This window comes from Silvania sp. (assembly GCF_051656365.1).
GTDB lineage: Bacteria > Pseudomonadota > Gammaproteobacteria > Enterobacterales > Enterobacteriaceae > Enterobacter > Enterobacter hatchlandensis.
This window is the reverse complement of record NZ_JBOGBT010000102.1, coordinates 1-15,640: the sequence shown is the minus strand read 5'-3', so window position 1 is coordinate 15,640 and position 15,640 is coordinate 1. Positions and strand designations below refer to the sequence as shown.

General features: G+C 52.0%; 16 protein-coding genes. 9 read left to right on the top strand and 7 right to left on the bottom strand.

Annotated elements, in window-relative coordinates; all coding sequences use genetic code 11:
• Positions 1 to 142: 142 nt before the first annotated feature.
• Both mobB and mobA read right to left on the bottom strand, forming a co-directional pair.
• Positions 143 to 658 carry a molybdopterin-guanine dinucleotide biosynthesis protein MobB gene (gene mobB / locus ACRDD5_RS20025; RefSeq protein WP_438677776.1) on the bottom strand — a complete coding sequence of 172 codons (516 nt, stop codon included), beginning with the start codon at positions 656 to 658 and terminating at the stop codon, positions 143 to 145.
• Complete coding sequence (gene mobA, locus ACRDD5_RS20020) at positions 655 to 1,239, bottom strand: molybdenum cofactor guanylyltransferase MobA (RefSeq protein ID WP_438677775.1); 585 nt, start codon at positions 1,237 to 1,239, stop codon at positions 655 to 657. Before mobA ends, mobB begins: the two co-directional genes overlap by 4 nt.
• A 68-nt stretch (positions 1,240 to 1,307) precedes the next feature.
• Between mobA and ACRDD5_RS20015 the strand changes: the two genes are divergently transcribed.
• The 3 genes from ACRDD5_RS20015 (at position 1,308) to dsbA (ending at position 3,290) form a co-directional block, all read left to right on the top strand.
• Complete coding sequence (locus ACRDD5_RS20015) at positions 1,308 to 1,577, top strand: YihD family protein (RefSeq protein ID WP_271281365.1); 270 nt, start codon at positions 1,308 to 1,310, stop codon at positions 1,575 to 1,577.
• Between the two features lie 75 nt (positions 1,578 to 1,652).
• Positions 1,653 to 2,639, top strand: a complete 987-nt coding sequence (locus ACRDD5_RS20010) for a serine/threonine protein kinase (RefSeq protein WP_271281366.1) — start codon at positions 1,653 to 1,655, stop codon at positions 2,637 to 2,639.
• Positions 2,640 to 2,666: 27 nt separating this feature from the next.
• Complete coding sequence (gene dsbA / locus ACRDD5_RS20005; protein WP_271281367.1) at positions 2,667 to 3,290, top strand: thiol:disulfide interchange protein DsbA; 624 nt, start codon at positions 2,667 to 2,669, stop codon at positions 3,288 to 3,290.
• Between the two features lie 16 nt (positions 3,291 to 3,306).
• Here dsbA and ACRDD5_RS20000 read toward each other — a convergent pair whose 3' ends face one another.
• Positions 3,307 to 4,215 carry an acyltransferase gene (locus tag ACRDD5_RS20000; protein ID WP_438677774.1) on the bottom strand — a complete coding sequence of 303 codons (909 nt, stop codon included), beginning with the start codon at positions 4,213 to 4,215 and terminating at the stop codon, positions 3,307 to 3,309.
• 436 nt (positions 4,216 to 4,651) lie between these two features.
• On the opposite strand from ACRDD5_RS20000, the gene polA reads away from it, so the two are divergent.
• Together polA and ACRDD5_RS19990 are read left to right on the top strand one after the other, a co-directional pair.
• The gene (gene polA / locus ACRDD5_RS19995; protein ID WP_438677773.1) at positions 4,652 to 7,444 is read left to right on the top strand and encodes a DNA polymerase I; all 2,793 of its coding nucleotides are present in this window, start codon (positions 4,652 to 4,654) and stop codon (positions 7,442 to 7,444) included.
• A gap of 164 nt (positions 7,445 to 7,608) precedes the next feature.
• Entirely contained in the window at positions 7,609 to 7,656 is a 48-nt protein-coding gene (locus ACRDD5_RS19990; RefSeq protein WP_071892919.1) for a spot 42 RNA, inhibition of DNA synthesis, read from the top strand.
• Between the two features lie 100 nt (positions 7,657 to 7,756).
• Here the strand turns inward: ACRDD5_RS19990 and yihA are convergent, their stop codons facing one another.
• On the bottom strand, positions 7,757 to 8,383 hold the full coding sequence (gene yihA / locus ACRDD5_RS19985) for a ribosome biogenesis GTP-binding protein YihA/YsxC (protein WP_271281370.1): 627 nt from the start codon (positions 8,381 to 8,383) through the stop codon (positions 7,757 to 7,759).
• Positions 8,384 to 8,661: 278 nt separating this feature from the next.
• Between yihA and ACRDD5_RS19980 the strand changes: the two genes are divergently transcribed.
• The 3 genes from ACRDD5_RS19980 to hemN all read left to right on the top strand — a co-directional run bounded on the left by ACRDD5_RS19980 (position 8,662) and on the right by hemN (position 11,039).
• Positions 8,662 to 8,811, top strand: a complete 150-nt coding sequence (locus ACRDD5_RS19980) for a hypothetical protein (protein ID WP_336264602.1) — start codon at positions 8,662 to 8,664, stop codon at positions 8,809 to 8,811.
• Positions 8,812 to 8,961: 150 nt separating this feature from the next.
• Positions 8,962 to 9,477 carry a Der GTPase-activating protein YihI gene (yihI, locus tag ACRDD5_RS19975; protein ID WP_271281371.1) on the top strand — a complete coding sequence of 172 codons (516 nt, stop codon included), beginning with the start codon at positions 8,962 to 8,964 and terminating at the stop codon, positions 9,475 to 9,477.
• A 188-nt stretch (positions 9,478 to 9,665) separates the two neighbouring features.
• Positions 9,666 to 11,039: an oxygen-independent coproporphyrinogen III oxidase gene (hemN, locus tag ACRDD5_RS19970; RefSeq protein ID WP_438677772.1), complete on the top strand. Its 1,374-nt coding sequence runs from the start codon at positions 9,666 to 9,668 to the stop codon at positions 11,037 to 11,039.
• A 52-nt stretch (positions 11,040 to 11,091) separates the two neighbouring features.
• Here the strand turns inward: hemN and glnG are convergent, their stop codons facing one another.
• From glnG to glnA, 3 genes are all read right to left on the bottom strand, one after another.
• Positions 11,092 to 12,504 carry a nitrogen regulation protein NR(I) gene (gene glnG / locus ACRDD5_RS19965; protein ID WP_271266212.1) on the bottom strand — a complete coding sequence of 471 codons (1,413 nt, stop codon included), beginning with the start codon at positions 12,502 to 12,504 and terminating at the stop codon, positions 11,092 to 11,094.
• An 11-nt stretch (positions 12,505 to 12,515) separates the two neighbouring features.
• Complete coding sequence (gene glnL, locus ACRDD5_RS19960; RefSeq protein WP_271281373.1) at positions 12,516 to 13,565, bottom strand: nitrogen regulation protein NR(II); 1,050 nt, start codon at positions 13,563 to 13,565, stop codon at positions 12,516 to 12,518.
• Positions 13,566 to 13,753: 188 nt separating this feature from the next.
• Positions 13,754 to 15,163 carry a glutamate--ammonia ligase gene (gene glnA / locus ACRDD5_RS19955; protein WP_271281374.1) on the bottom strand — a complete coding sequence of 470 codons (1,410 nt, stop codon included), beginning with the start codon at positions 15,161 to 15,163 and terminating at the stop codon, positions 13,754 to 13,756.
• Positions 15,164 to 15,550: 387 nt separating this feature from the next.
• Between glnA and ACRDD5_RS19950 the strand changes: the two genes are divergently transcribed.
• A partial coding sequence (locus ACRDD5_RS19950) for a GTP-binding protein (protein WP_206521511.1) occupies positions 15,551 to 15,640 on the top strand: 90 nt, incomplete at its 3' end.

Genomic DNA, 15,640 nt, shown 5'->3' with positions numbered 1-15,640 from the left:
GAAGTGAAACGCCGTAGCGCCGATGGTAGTGTGGGGTCTCCCCATGCGAGAGTAGGGAACTGCCAGGCATCAAACAAGTAAGAAGCCCTGTACTGACGTACAGGGCTTTTTGCGTTTTTGTCTTCGGGAAACGTTGCTGTATTTACCCAGTTCCGGAAACCGTCATCCATCGCTGAATGAAATCAATGATCTCTTCCGTATCATTGATATCTAATACCGGTACATGAAGTGAAAGTGAAATATCACTGGCGACCGCGATAACGTGCTCATCCAGCGTTAATTCACTAACGTCATGCCCGGCATTGCTTCGGAAAAGTAGAATTTTAGCTACCGCCTCATGCTTGAACCCCTCAACCAGCACCAGATCCAACGTTGTATGATCCATTCGGCTGACAAGATAAGCCAGATCCACCCTTTCCTCGTCCGGTGTCTCGGTCATTAATGCCCAGCGCTGCGTGCTGGCGACGATCGTTTGGGCTGCACCTGCTTTGCGGAGTTCGTAGCTATCCTTCCCCGGCGTATCAACATCCATATTGTGGTGGGTATGCTTGATAAGCCCTGGACGAATACCTCTGGCACAAAGCGCCGGAATAACGGATTTCAGAAGAGTTGTTTTTCCCGTCCCACTCCACGCAGCAATTGCTAAAACAGGTGTCATAGTTGCCTCTGCATATTTTGGATCGCTTCTAACGTATTTATATTAATAAATGACTGTTTCATATCACTAAAATCAACAGCGTGTCCGCCAGCCTGGCGCATAAAGACCATTACTCGCCGCTCTCCTGACGCCAGATAATCCTGTAGTACCGGTATGAGCTGACGGCTCATGAGCGCAATCGTTGGATGATCGCGCTCGCCGTCATGTACCCAGACGACGGGCGAGGCCTCTATCTGCTCAATAAAACGTGCTGCGAGGCAAGTGGGTATAAAAGGCGTATCGCAGGGACAAAACAGAAACCATTGTGCATCGGATTGCTGCATCACGGACAGCATACCGGCAAGAGGGCCGGGATAATCTGCCAGACGATCCGAATAAACGGCGTACCCACTTGCCTGATAAGTCGCAATATTTCTGTTGGCGCTGATAACCAACGTAGTGACCTGCATCTGCAATGTCTGGGCGACGTAGCACCATAAGGGTTTGCCGTTGAGTTCCTGCAAACCCTTATCTTTTCCCCCCATTCGGGATGCCTTGCCCCCGGCCAGCACCACGCCGGTGATGTTGCTTATCTCACTCAATAATGCCGCCTCTTTTATTGTGGGGTTGACCCTGATAACGTGTCACTCTCAATGAAAGGAGTATTACCATGAAATGTAAACGTCTGAACGAAGTTATTGAACTCCTCCAGCCCGCCTGGCAAAAAGAGCCAGAGCTTAATCTGATGCAATTTTTACAGAAACTGGCGAAGGAGTCAGGTTATGACGGCGAGTTAACCGACCTTTCTGATGACATCCTGATCTATCATCTGAAAATGCGCGATTCCGGTAAAGATGCGGTGATCCCTGGTATTCAGAAAGACTACGAAGAGGATTTTAAAACGGCATTACTGCGCGCACGCGGTGTAATTAAAGAGTAAAAGCTTGTAAGAGCCGCCACCGGAAACGCCGTTAAATGATATCCTCAATCATTCGTATAATTTCCGGATGATCGGATGAACGACCAGGCTTTTACTTTCCAGACCTTACACCCGGATACCATAATGGATGCCCTGTTTGAACAGGGCATTCGGGTGGACTCAGGACTGACCCCATTAAACAGTTATGAAAACCGCGTCTACCAGTTCCAGGATGAGGATCGACAGCGCTTCGTGGTGAAGTTTTATCGCCCGCAGCGCTGGTCTGCTGAACAGATTCAGGAAGAGCACCAGTTTTCACTCGACCTTCTGGCCGATGATGTTCCGGTTGCTGCACCGCTTGAATTTGACCATAAGACGCTACTGACGCATCAGGGATTCTGTTTCGCCGTCTTTCCCAGCCTCGGTGGCCGACAATTTGAAGCCGATAATATCGATCAGATGGAGTGGGTTGCCCGTTATTTAGGGCGCATTCATCAGACGGGGCAGAAAAGCCGCTTTATCGCTCGCCCTACGATCGGCATTCAGGAATATCTGCTCGAACCGCGTCAGCTGTTTGAAACCGCCACCCTCATCCCCGCCGGGCTGAAAGCAGCATTTCTGACGGCGACGGACGACCTCATTAACGCTGTGATATCGCGCTGGGATGGCAACGTAAACATGCTGCGTCTGCACGGCGATTGTCACGCAGGTAATATTCTCTGGCGCGATGGGCCATTATTTGTCGATCTTGATGATGCGAGGATGGGGCCTGCTATTCAGGATCTCTGGATGCTGTTGAATGGCGATAAAGCCGAACAGCGAATGCAGCTCGAAACAATCATTGAGGCTTATGAAGAGTTTACCTCCTTCGATTCAGATGAAATTGCGCTGATAGAACCTTTACGCGCCATGCGTTTTGTTTATTATCTTGCATGGTTAATCAGGCGTTGGGACGACCCCGCGTTTCCCAGAAACTTCCCCTGGCTTACCGGAGAAGATTACTGGCGTAACCAGATATCCACATTTGTTGAACAGGTAAAGGTTCTGCAGGAACCCCCTTTGCAATTAACGCCCATGTATTAATCGAACACACCCAGGAGAGAGTTGATCATGAAAAAAATATGGCTGGCGCTGGCAGGTATGATTCTGGCTTTTAGCGCATCGGCTGCGCAGTTCACCGACGGTAAGCAGTATATTACCCTCGAAAAACCGGTTGCCGGAGAACCTCAGGTTCTCGAGTTCTTCTCATTTTACTGCCCGCACTGCTACGAGTTTGAGCAGGTTCTGCACGTTTCCGATAGCGTGAAGAAAAAGCTGCCGGAAGGCACCAAAATGACCAAATATCACGTTGAGTTTCTTGGCCCATTGGGCAAAGACCTGACTCAGGCGTGGGCGGTTGCGCAGGCGCTTGGCGTGGAAGACAAAATTACGGCCCCGATGTTTGAAGCGGTACAGAAAACTCAGACCGTACAAACCACTGCCGATATTCGCAAAGTGTTTATTGATGCGGGTATCAAAGGTGAAGAATACGATGCAGCCTGGAATAGCTTTGTCGTGAAATCACTGGTTGCTCAGCAGGAAAAAGCCGCTGCCGACCTGCAGCTGCGTGGCGTTCCAGCTATGTATGTTAACGGTAAATATCAGCTGAATATGCAGGGTATGGATACCAGCAGCATGGATATCTTTGTGCAGCAGTATGCTGACACGGTGAAATATCTGGTTGAGAAGAAGTAAAAAAAAGAAACGCCGGTCAATGACCGGCGTTGTTGTATTCCGCTTTGATGTTATCAATCAGCTTGTCTTTCTCGCTCCACAGGCTATTCAGCCAGAGCTGGAAACGTCGTTTGAAGTTCTTATCGTTCACATAATCCCCGTGTAACTCCTCTGTCACAGGAATCAGGTGAATACGCACCACGATCCGCGTTAACTTTCCACTTAACATGTCATAAAACGGCGTACTGTCATTCTCGGGATAACATAGCGTGACGTTCAGTAATTTGTCGAACTGTTGCCCCAGCACGTTAACGGCCATCGCAATCCCGGCAGCTTTCGGCGGCAGCAGGTTTTTATAAGGGGAGCGCGTCTGCTGCTGCTTCTCATCGGTAAAGCGAGAGCCTTCGACAAAATTAACAATCGTGGTGGGATGGGAACGAAACTTCTCGCAAGAGCGGCGCGTTGTTTCTACATCTTTACCACGGCGCTCAGGATGGCGAATCAGGTAACTCCGCGAATAGCGTTTCATGAACGGCATATCCAGTGCCCAGCAGGCGAGGCCAAGAAAGGGCACCCAGGCGAGCTGCTGCTTCAGAAAGTATTTGTTCATCGGAATATGTTTGCGAAAGAGCACGCATAACACCACGATGTCGGCCCAGCTATGGTGGTTGCAGATGAGCAAATACCAGTTTTTCTTATTCAGACCGGCCAGTCCCTGAACATCCCATTTCAGATGCGGATTCAGGCGCAGCAGCACTGCCAGACCTTCACACCAGCAGTACATCATCACATTGCAGAAGGCAGAGACAGAGCGCCACACGGCGGGAACGGGAAATAGCAGTTTAATTATTCCGGCGATGATGATCGGCACAGAACAGGCGATGGTAACCAGAATAGTTAATGCGATACTTAACAGAAGTGTTATCGCAGCCAGCAATCTAGACATGATGAATGTTTTCAGGTGGTTAGCTATGATGGGTGCCTGATAAACAGACATCGGGCGCTGATTTTACCAGAAAACGAACAAAGGATGGCGCTTTAACGACGCGTGAGCGCAGATTTGCGTTTAGAGGGGAGAAAAATCCGGTCGGCCGATCCGTGCGTGGCTTATATCCACATGGAGTAAAATGTCATCAACCAGAAATATGCGATCGTGATCAAAGAGTAATTAATTGATAATAAACGGTAATTATTAAGGCCTTGATCTTACACGTGCTCTAATTTTGCATCCTCCAGAAACTATTCACAAACTTATCCACAGAATCGATTTGCGAGTGATCCCGACGATCGCAAAATCTTTGCCTGTATTTTCCCTGAAAAACTGATGTTTTCATCCTTCTGTGGCATCCTTTATCTATAAATTACTCAAAGGCACGGACATTATGGTTCAGATCCCCGAAAACCCCCTTATTCTCGTCGACGGCTCTTCTTACCTGTATCGGGCGTATCATGCTTTTCCCCCTCTGACCAACAGCGCGGGGGAGCCAACAGGTGCAATGTATGGCGTGCTGAATATGCTGCGCAGTCTGATCCTCCAGTATCAGCCGAGCCATGCCGCGGTAGTCTTCGACGCGAAAGGTAAAACCTTCCGGGATGAGCTGTTTGAACATTACAAATCACACCGCCCACCAATGCCGGACGATCTGCGTGCGCAGATTGAGCCCCTGCATAAAATGGTAAAAGCGATGGGGTTACCGTTAATGGCGGTGTCAGGCGTTGAGGCGGACGATGTTATTGGCACCCTGGCGCGCGAAGCGGAGAAACTCGGCCGCCCGGTGTTGATCAGCACCGGTGATAAAGATATGGCGCAGCTGGTCACTTCGGGGATCACCCTGATTAACACCATGACCAACACCATTCTTGGGCCTGAAGAGGTAGTGAATAAATATGGCGTGCCGCCAGAGCTAATCATTGATTTCCTCGCTCTGATGGGCGACTCATCCGATAACATTCCTGGCGTGCCGGGCGTGGGTGAAAAGACGGCACAGGCGCTGCTGCAGGGGCTCGGCGGGCTGGATACGCTGTATCGCGAGCAGGACAAAATCGCCGGATTAACCTTCCGCGGCGCCAAAACCATGGCCGCGAAGCTCGAGCAAAACAAAGAGGTTGCTTATCTCTCCTATCAGCTGGCAACCATTAAAACCGATGTGGAGCTGGAGCTAACCTGCGAACAGCTGGAAGTCCAACAGCCTGCCGCAGAAGAGCTGCTGGATCTGTTTAAGCAGTATGAATTCAAACGCTGGATTACCGATCTTGAAGCAGGAAAATGGCTGCAGGCGAAAGGCGTAAAACCGACGGCTAAAGCAAAAGAAACCCTTGTTGTCGATGCGCAAGCGGAGCCTGAAGAAGAAGCCAGCGCGCTCTCGTTTGAAGGCTACGAAACCATCCTTGATGAAGCGCAGCTGAACAGCTGGATCGAAAAGCTGCACAATGCCCCGGTTTTTGCTTTTGATACCGAAACAGACAGTCTCGACAATATTTCCGCCAATATGGTGGGCCTTTCGTTCGCTACAGAACCCGGTGTCGCTGCCTATGTGCCAGTCGCTCACGACTATCTGGATGCCCCTGACCAGCTCTCCCGGGAGCGTGTTCTGGAACTGCTCAAGCCGATTCTGGAAGACGAAAAGGCGCTCAAGGTTGGGCAAAATCTGAAGTACGATCGCGGCATCCTGCAAAATTATGGCATTGAGCTGCGCGGTATTGCCTTCGATACCATGCTGGAGTCCTATAATCTGGATAGTGTTGCTGGTCGTCACGATATGGATTCGCTGTCGGATCGCTGGCTTAAGCATAAAACCATTACCTTTGAAGAGATCGCCGGTAAGGGCAAGAATCAGCTGACGTTTAACCAGATCGCGCTGGAAGAAGCCGGACGCTATGCTGCAGAAGATGCGGATGTCACGTTGCAGCTGCATTTAAAGATGTGGCCAAAGTTGCAAAAAGACGCCGGACCGCTGAATGTTTTCCAGCATATCGAGATGCCGCTGGTACCGGTGCTGTCCCGGATTGAGCGCAATGGCGTTAAAATCGATCCGTTCGTACTGCATAAGCACTCTGAAGAGATCGCCCTGCGTCTTGCTGAACTCGAACTAAAAGCGCACGAAATTGCCGGTGAACCCTTTAACCTTTCGTCGACTAAACAGCTGCAGACCATCCTGTTTGAAAAGCAGGGTATTAAGCCGTTGAAGAAAACCCCAGGCGGAGCGCCATCCACTTCTGAAGAGGTGCTTGAGGAGCTGGCTCTCGACTATCCTCTGCCAAAAGTGATCTTACAGTACCGCGGGCTGGCGAAGCTTAAATCGACCTATACCGATAAATTACCGCTGATGATCAACCCGAAAACGGGCCGTGTACACACCTCCTATCACCAGGCGGTGGCTGCCACCGGGCGTCTGTCCTCTACCGATCCGAACCTGCAAAATATTCCGGTGCGTAATGAAGAAGGGCGTCGTATTCGTCAGGCGTTTATTGCCCCGCAGGATTACGTCATTGTCTCTGCTGACTACTCGCAGATTGAGCTGCGGATCATGGCGCACCTTTCTCGCGATAAAGGTCTTCTGACTGCCTTTGCCGAAGGACAGGATATTCACCGGGCAACGGCGGCCGAAGTCTTCGGCATGTCACTGGACAGCGTGACTGGCGAGCAGCGCCGCAGTGCAAAAGCGATTAACTTTGGCCTGATCTATGGCATGAGCGCCTTTGGTCTTTCCCGCCAGCTCAATATTCCGCGTAAAGAGTCGCAGAAGTACATGGATCTCTATTTCGAACGCTATCCGGGGGTGCTGGAATATATGGAGAGCACTCGCGCGCAGGCGAAAGAAAAAGGCTATGTCGAAACGCTGGAAGGGCGTCGTCTCTACCTGCCGGACATCAAATCCAGTAATGCTGCCCGCCGGGCAGGGGCTGAACGTGCAGCCATCAACGCCCCGATGCAGGGAACGGCGGCCGATATCATCAAACGTGCGATGATCGCCGTTGATGCCTGGCTGGAGAACGATCGCCCGCGGGTGCGGATGATCATGCAGGTACACGATGAACTGGTGTTTGAAGTGCATAAAGACGATCTGGAATCCGTCTCTAAAAAGATCCATGAACTGATGGAAAACAGCGTGAAGCTGGACGTGCCATTGCTGGTGGAAGTGGGCAGTGGTGAAAACTGGGATCAAGCTCACTAGGTGTTTACGTTACTTGCGCTTTTCTGTAACTAAACAACATAACTAAGAGCATTTTGTGATGATCATTAGAATTCCCTATGTAAAGAATGAAAAAAAACTACAAAAAGTACTTTGTGTGTAGTCTAAAAAAGAGTAGAGTTATTCGCGTAGGGTACAGAGGTAAGATGTTCTATCTTTCAGACCTTTTACTTCACGTAATCGGATTTGGCTGAATATTTTAGCCGCCCCAGTCAGTAATGACTGGGGCGTTTTTTATTGCGGCAAAGAAAAAATATCCGCAAAAAAAAAGCGCGGACATCGCCGCGCTTATCTTTATTCTTCCGCTTCTGTCGCGGGTTCCAGGTCGTTATACCAGCCATCCAGCTTCTGGCGCAGTTTGTCCACACCCAGCTTTTTCAGCGAGGAGAAAGGCTCAACCTGCACATCACCGTTAAACGCCAGCACCGCCTCACGCACCATATTTACCTGCGCTTTGCGCGCTCCGCTTGCCAGCTTATCGGCTTTCGTTAATAGCACCAGCACGGCAATTTCGCTTTCCACCGCCCAGTGGATCATCTGCTGATCGAGATCTTTAAGCGGATGGCGGATATCCATCAGAATCACCAGCCCTTTCAGGCACTGACGTTTTTCCAGATATTCACCCAGCGCGCGCTGCCACTTAAGCTTCATCTCTTCCGGTACTTGCGCATAGCCATAACCCGGTAAATCCACCAGGCGTTTACCCTCTGCAACTTCGAAGAGGTTAATCAGCTGCGTACGGCCAGGGGTTTTTGAGGTACGCGCCAGGCTTTTCTGGTTGGTCAGCGTATTCAAAGCGCTGGATTTACCTGCGTTAGAACGGCCAGCAAAAGCAACCTCAATACCCGTATCGGAGGGCAAATGGCGTATATCAGGCGCACTGGTGACAAAATGCGTCTGTTGATAATTCCAGTTAGTCACGGGTTCTTCTCCAAAATCTTAATGTTGAGGGGATTATACCTGAACGCGGGCAAAAGGCTTTTCACATCGGCAAATGACTGTAAGCATTAACCACAGGTTTTGTAGGATATATGCCATTCAAAGTATGAGAGATTTAAGAGAAATCGTAGGGTAATTAAAAACCAAAACCATGTAAATCAAATGATTACTTGTTAGGTGTAATCTGAAAATGGTCACTAATCGGCTTTTGTGGCTTGTACGTTTAGCCGGAGAAGGTAAAGTAGCGGTCAACGGCGGGGATGCCAACAGGAATCGGACTTAAGGATAAGGGTCAGGAGCGCCAGGAGGCGAAGACACAGGACAGTCAGGAAGACAGGCGCCAGGAGGCGTTGTTAAAAGGAAAAGGATTGTATCAGGGACGGTACCTGCTGAAGGAAAAACAGGGTTAGTTGAAGGCAAACAGGGATTGTCAGACCCGTTAAGGGTTGTGGGTCAAGAAAAAAGGCGACAGATTGCTCTGTCGCCTTTTTTCTTTGCTTGCTTTCTGCTAGATTTCGCCGCAATTCTATACTAATGAAAACGGCTTAAGATAAGACATCATGAAAAAACCGACTTCCGCCCCGCGTGGCAAAAGCTCCGCAAAAGCGCACCGTAAATCTCGCGAAGAACTGAACATAGAAGCGCGCGATCGCAAACGCGATAAAAAGCATCGTGGTCACGCTGCGGGCAGTCGCGCGAGTGGTGAATCTTCAGGTACTTCCGGGAAAAGTGCTCAGCAAGCAAAAGACCCGCGCATCGGCAGCAAAACCCCGATTCCTCTGGGCGTAACTGACGCACCAGTGACCAAGCAGCACAAACCGAAGAGCGAGAAACCTATGCTTTCACCGCAGGCTGAGCTGGATTTGCTGGAGAATGATGAGCGCCTGGACGCGCTGCTGGAACGTCTTGAAGCGGGCGAAGCCCTGAATGCTGAAGAGCAGTCCTGGGTTGATGCCCGCCTGGATCGCATCGATGAGCTGATGCAGCAGCTTGGCCTCTCTTACGATGATGAAGACGAAGAAGAAGAAGACGAAAAGCAGGAAGACATGATGCGTCTCCTGAAAGGTGGAAACTAACATTTGCACCCGGTGGGCTTAACAGTCCTGCTTATAACCCTTCCGGTTATATGTTATCTGGTGTGGTTATTCGTTAAACTACGGCGGTTGTCGCGGCGACAGAAGTGGCTGCGCACCCGAGTTCTGGCACGCACTGGTGCCAGAACGGGCCGCCGTATACGAACGCGACACCAACGGAAGGAGTGAGCATGTCTGTACCAACCATCGACTTTGATCTGGCCCTGATCCAGAAATATAACTATTCCGGGCCACGCTATACCTCTTATCCCACCGCGCTCGAGTTTTCCGACGCCTTCGGTGAGCCGCAATTCCAGCAGGCGGTGGCGCGTTATCCAGACCGCCCGCTTTCGCTTTACGTCCATATTCCGTTCTGCCACAAGCTTTGTTATTTCTGCGGCTGCAATAAAATTGTGACCCGCCAGCAGCATAAAGCGGATCAGTATCTGGATGCGCTTGAGCAAGAAATCCTCCATCGTGCGCCGCAATTTGCGGGTCGCCACGTCAGCCAGCTGCACTGGGGCGGCGGAACGCCAACCTACCTCAACAAAGCGCAAATCAGCCGCCTGATGGATCTGCTGCGGGAAAACTTCCGCTTCGATGCGGATGCGGAAATCTCAATTGAAGTCGACCCGCGTGAAATCGAGCTGGACGTCATAGATCATTTGCGTGCGGAAGGCTTTAACCGTCTGAGCATGGGCGTGCAGGACTTCAACAAAGAAGTACAACGGCTGGTGAATCGCGAGCAGGATGAAGCATTCATCTTTGCGCTGCTCAACCATGCTCGTGATATTGGCTTCACTTCCACCAATATTGACCTGATTTACGGTTTGCCTAAGCAGACAGCGGAAAGCTTTGCCTTCACGCTGAAGCGCGTGGCAGAGCTGAACCCGGATCGCCTGAGCGTGTTTAACTATGCGCATCTGCCGACGCTGTTTGCGGCCCAGCGTAAAATCAAAGATGCCGACCTGCCTACTGCCCAGCAAAAGCTGGATATTTTGCAGGAAACCATTACCTCGTTGACTGAGACGGGCTATCAGTTTATCGGCATGGACCACTTTGCCCGTCCGGATGACGAGCTGGCGATTGCCCAGCGCGATGGCGTCCTGCATCGTAACTTCCAGGGTTATACCACCCAGGGCGATACCGATCTGCTGGGTATGGGCGTCTCGGCCATCAGCATGATTGGCGACTGCTATGCGCAGAACCAGAAAGAGCTGAAGCACTATTATCAGCAGGTGGATGATACCGGCAACGCCCTGTGGCGCGGGATCGCGCTAACCCGCGACGACTGCATCCGGCGGGATGTGATTAAGGCGCTGATCTGTAATTTCTGCCTCGATTTTTCGGCGGTGGAACGCGAGTGGGATTTAGTCTTTAGCGACTACTTTGCCGATGACCTGAAGCTGCTGGCACCGCTGGCGAAAGATGGGCTGGTGGAAGTGACTGATACGGCTATTGAGGTTACGCCGAAAGGCCGGTTGCTGATCCGCAACATTTGCATGTGTTTTGATGCCTATCTGCGCCAGAAAGCGCGCATGCAGCAGTTTTCTCGCGTCATTTAGCGGTACTGCCCGGTAGCGCTAACGCTTACCGGGCCTGCAACTCATCACTCGTTTACTCCATTCCCAACTCTTTAAGCTTACGCGTCAGGGTATTTCGCCCCCAGCCGAGCAAGCGGGCCGCTTCCTGCTTATGGCCCTGTGTATGCCGCAGCGCGGTGGTGAGCAGCGTGCGCTCCATCTCGGGCTGCGCCTCGGATAACAGGTTTTGATGACCGGAACGTAGCGCCCGATCGGCCCATTGCGCCAGCAGCGTTGCCCAGCTGTCAGGCAGTGTCTGGCCGGTACTGCTCTCCGGAACATGAGTTTCGAAGAGTTCCGGGGGAAGATCCTGAATCAACACTTCCTGACCCGCGGCCATCACCGTTAACCAGCGACAGGTATTTTCCAGCTGACGCACGTTGCCTGGCCACGCCAGACGCGTCAGCGCGGCTTCCGTTTCTGCGTGCAACAGTTTGGCTTCGACACCCAGCTCGCGTGCCGCATCCTGCAGGAAATGGCGCGCCAGACGCGGGATATCTTCCCGACGCTCGCGCAGCGGCGGCAGGTGCACGCGGATCACGTTCAGACGGTGGAACAAATCCTCACGGAATTTCCCCTCCTGAACGCGTAGCTCCAGGTTCTGGTGGGTGGCGGCAATAATACGCACGTCAACTTTTACCGGTGCATAGCCGCCCACACGGTAAAACTGGCCATCTGCCAGTACGCGCAGCAGGCGAGTCTGTACATCGAGCGGCATATCGCCGATCTCGTCCAGGAAGAGCGTCCCGCCGTCGGCCTGCTCAAAGCGCCCCTGGCGAATGGTGTTCGCGCCGGTAAAGGCCCCTTTTTCGTGACCAAACAGCTCGGACTCAATCAAGTCCTTAGGGATCGCCGCCATATTCAGGGCGATAAACGGTGCTTTGGTACGCGGGCTGTGGCGATGCAGGGCATGCGCGACCAGCTCTTTCCCGGTTCCCGACTCACCGTTAATAAGTACGCTGATCGACGAGCGTGACAGACGACCAATAATGCGAAACACATCCTGCATGGCCGGCGCTTCGCCAATGATATCCGTCGTCGGGCCGAACACCGGTGCGTTACGCGGCTGCTGCTGTTCCTGATAGTGACTGATCGCACGCTCAACCAGCGCCACCGCTTCGTCGATATCAAAGGGTTTTGGCAGATAATCAAACGCGCCCTGCTGATAGGCGCTGACGGCTGCATCCAGATCGGAATGTGCGGTCATTATGATGACCGGAAGCATCGGGTGACGCTGTTTAATCTGTTTTAACAGCGCCAGACCGTCCATACCCGGCATACGGATATCGGACAGCAGGACATCCGGTGTTTTGGTGGTGAGGGCATCGAGCACCTCAGCACCGCTTTCAAAAGTGGTGCAGTTTAATCCTGCGCCAGTCAGTGCCCGTTCAAGCACCCAGCGGATGGAGCTATCGTCATCAACTACCCAGACTATCCCTCGTTGCATAACTTAACCCTCTATTTCCTGATTGGCAGGTAAACCGAAAACTCGGTATGACCCGGCCAACTGGTAAATTCAATTTTGCCGGAATGCTGATCTATCAAATTGCGGGCAATCGATAATCCAAGCCCGGTCCCGCCTTCACGGCCGCTGACCATCGGGTAAAACAGCGTGTCCTGTAAATGGGAGGGAATACCCGGGCCGTTATCCTGAACGTCAATACGTGCCGCCAGACGGTAGCGCACGCCGTGTAAGGTGAGCTGGAACGCAGTGCGGGTGCGCAGCACAATTTCGCCGCCTTCTGCGCCTAAAGCCTGCAGGGCATTACGCACAATATTGAGTAATACCTGCTCTATCTGGTCGGGATCGTGAGGCAGTTCCGGCAGACTTGGATCGTAGTCACGCACCAGCCTGACATTATCCGGCAGTTCCATCGACACCAGCTTAACGACGCGCTCTGCCACTTTGTGAATGCTTTCAGTAACGTGCATCCCCGGCTGTTGTGGGCCGAGCAGGCGGTCCACCAGGTTACGCAGCCGGTCAGCCTGTTCGATGATGACGTTGGTGTATTCCGCCAGCGCCGGGTCGGGCAGGGCTTTGGTTAGCAGCTGTGCTGCACCGCGCAGGCCGCCGAGCGGGTTTTTAATTTCATGCGCCAGGCCACGCACCAGATCGCGGGCCGCAATCTGCTGGGCATGCTGGAGTTGCTCCTGGCTCAGACGCCGCTGGTTATCCATCGGCGCCATTTCCAGCAGAATCAGCCCTTCCGGCAGCCGCTGTGCGGTCAGGGACAGAATATGCGAGCGACCGTCGATCACCAGCGTGACTTCGTTATCCGTAAACCCTTGCCCCGCTTGCAGGCTTTCCTGCATCAGGCCAATGTTCAAAGAAAAATAACTCAACAGCTCGGGAAGCGGCGCGCCAAACAGCTTGCGTGAACTTTGGGCAAGCAGCTGCTGGGCTGCGGGATTGGCGTAATGCACGGCCAGATCGTCGTCGACCAGTAAAATGCTGTTGATAAGAGAATTGAGGATCTGCCCAGCATCGGGCAGGGTGCCAGTTGCCATACAGCAGTCTCCTGGAGTTGATTGCACCAATTTAGTGCAGCATAGCGTTTCTGACGAAAAAAGCGCGTGAAATCAGCTTGTTGGTGGTGAAAAAAGCCCATCCGAAGATGGGCTGAAAAGTTTCCACGGCAACAAAAAAACGGCTATCGATATCGCGCTGAAAAAAGTCGCGCGACATCGTTTAAAGATTAAACGCTGTAGTAAAGTTCGAATTCAACCGGGTGTGGCGTCATGCGAACACGGTCGTTCTCTTCGATACGCAGGCCGATGTAAGCATCGATTGCTTCATCAGTGAACACGCCGCCAGCAGTCAGGAACTCACGGTCTGCGTCCAGCGCCTGCAGTGCTTCTTCCAGAGAACCGGCAACCTGTGGGATCTCTTTCGCTTCTTCTGGCGGCAGGTCGTACAGGTTTTTGTCCATGGCTTCGCCCGGGTGGATCTTGTTCTTGATACCGTCCAGACCCGCCATCAGCAGTGCTGCGAAGCACAGGTACGGGTTAGCAGCTGGATCCGGGAAGCGTACTTCGATACGACGCGCTTTCGGAGACGCAACCACCGGGATACGGATAGACGCAGAACGGTTACGGGCAGAGTACGCCAGCATTACTGGTGCTTCGTAGCCTGGGACCAGACGTTTGTAAGAGTTGGTGGTCGGGTTCGCCAGGGCGTTGATCGCTTTAGCGTGCTTGATTACGCCACCGATGTAGAACAGTGCCTGCTCGGACAGACCGGCATATTTGTCACCAGAGAACAGGTTTACGCCGTTCTTGGACAGGGACATGTGGCAGTGCATACCGGAACCGTTATCGCCAAACATTGGTTTTGGCATAAAGGTCGCGGTTTTACCGAAACGGTGCGCAACGTTGTGAACAACGTATTTGTAGATCTGAATTTCGTCCGCTTTCTTGGTCATGGTGTTGAAACGGGTGGCGATTTCGTTCTGGCCAGCTGTTGCAACTTCATGGTGGTGCGCTTCAACAACCAGGCCCATCTCTTCCATGATCAGACACATGGTAGAACGGATGTCCTGTGAAGAATCGACCGGAGGAACCGGGAAGTAACCGCCTTTCACCGCAGGACGGTGGCCTTTGTTGCCGCCTTCGTATTTGGTGGAGGAGTTCCATGCGCCTTCGATATCATCGATAGCAACGTGAGAACCGGAAGTGGTCGCACCAAAACGGATGTCGTCGAACAGGAAGAACTCTGGCTCTGGCCCGAACAGAACGGTGTCTGCGATACCAGTAGAGCGCAGGTACTCTTCAGCGCGTTTTGCGATAGAGCGTGGGTCGCGGTCGTAGCCCTGCAGCGTGCCTGGCTCGAGGATGTCGCAACGGATGATCAGGGTAGACTCTTCGAAGAACGGGTCAATGAGCGCGGTAGATGCATCTGGCATCAGAACCATGTCAGATTCGTTGATACCTTTCCAGCCGCCAATCGAGGAGCCGTCAAACATTTTGCCTTCTTCAAAGAATTCGGCATTTACCTGATGAGCAGGAATAGTGACGTGCTGTTCTTTACCTTTGGTATCAGTGAAGCGCAGATCAACAAACTTCACTTCATGTTCGTTCAGCATCGTCAAAACGTGTTCAGCGGACATACGTACTCTCCAGATTGGTCATTGTCGTCGTGGTAACGAGGTCTTCAAATTCTGTGTAAGGCAGGCGTTGTTGCCTTTTTTTGCCGTATTTTTACTAAGCGAAATCTGTGCCAACTTTTAAAACACCCCAAAAAGGCGTTATCATGCACGCCATAGTGCAAAAGGGCTGCACCATGATGGTTTTGTTGCACCAGTATAGTGCTTCAATGTGAACATTGGGCACCATATTGGTGCAATTTATGTTAAGGCGCCCCTTTACCGCTCCGTGAAAGCGATCACAAAGCATCTCTGCAATACTTGTTTGCGGGGGATGTTTGTGATCCTGTTTTGTAGTGCGCTTAATCCGTGTACAATAACGCGCTATTTCTAAATGCCTGAGGCAAAGTTGTGATCGAAAATCTGCGTAATATCGCCATCATCGCGCACGTTGACCATGGTAAAACTACCCTGGTTGATAAGCTGCTGCAGCAATCCGGT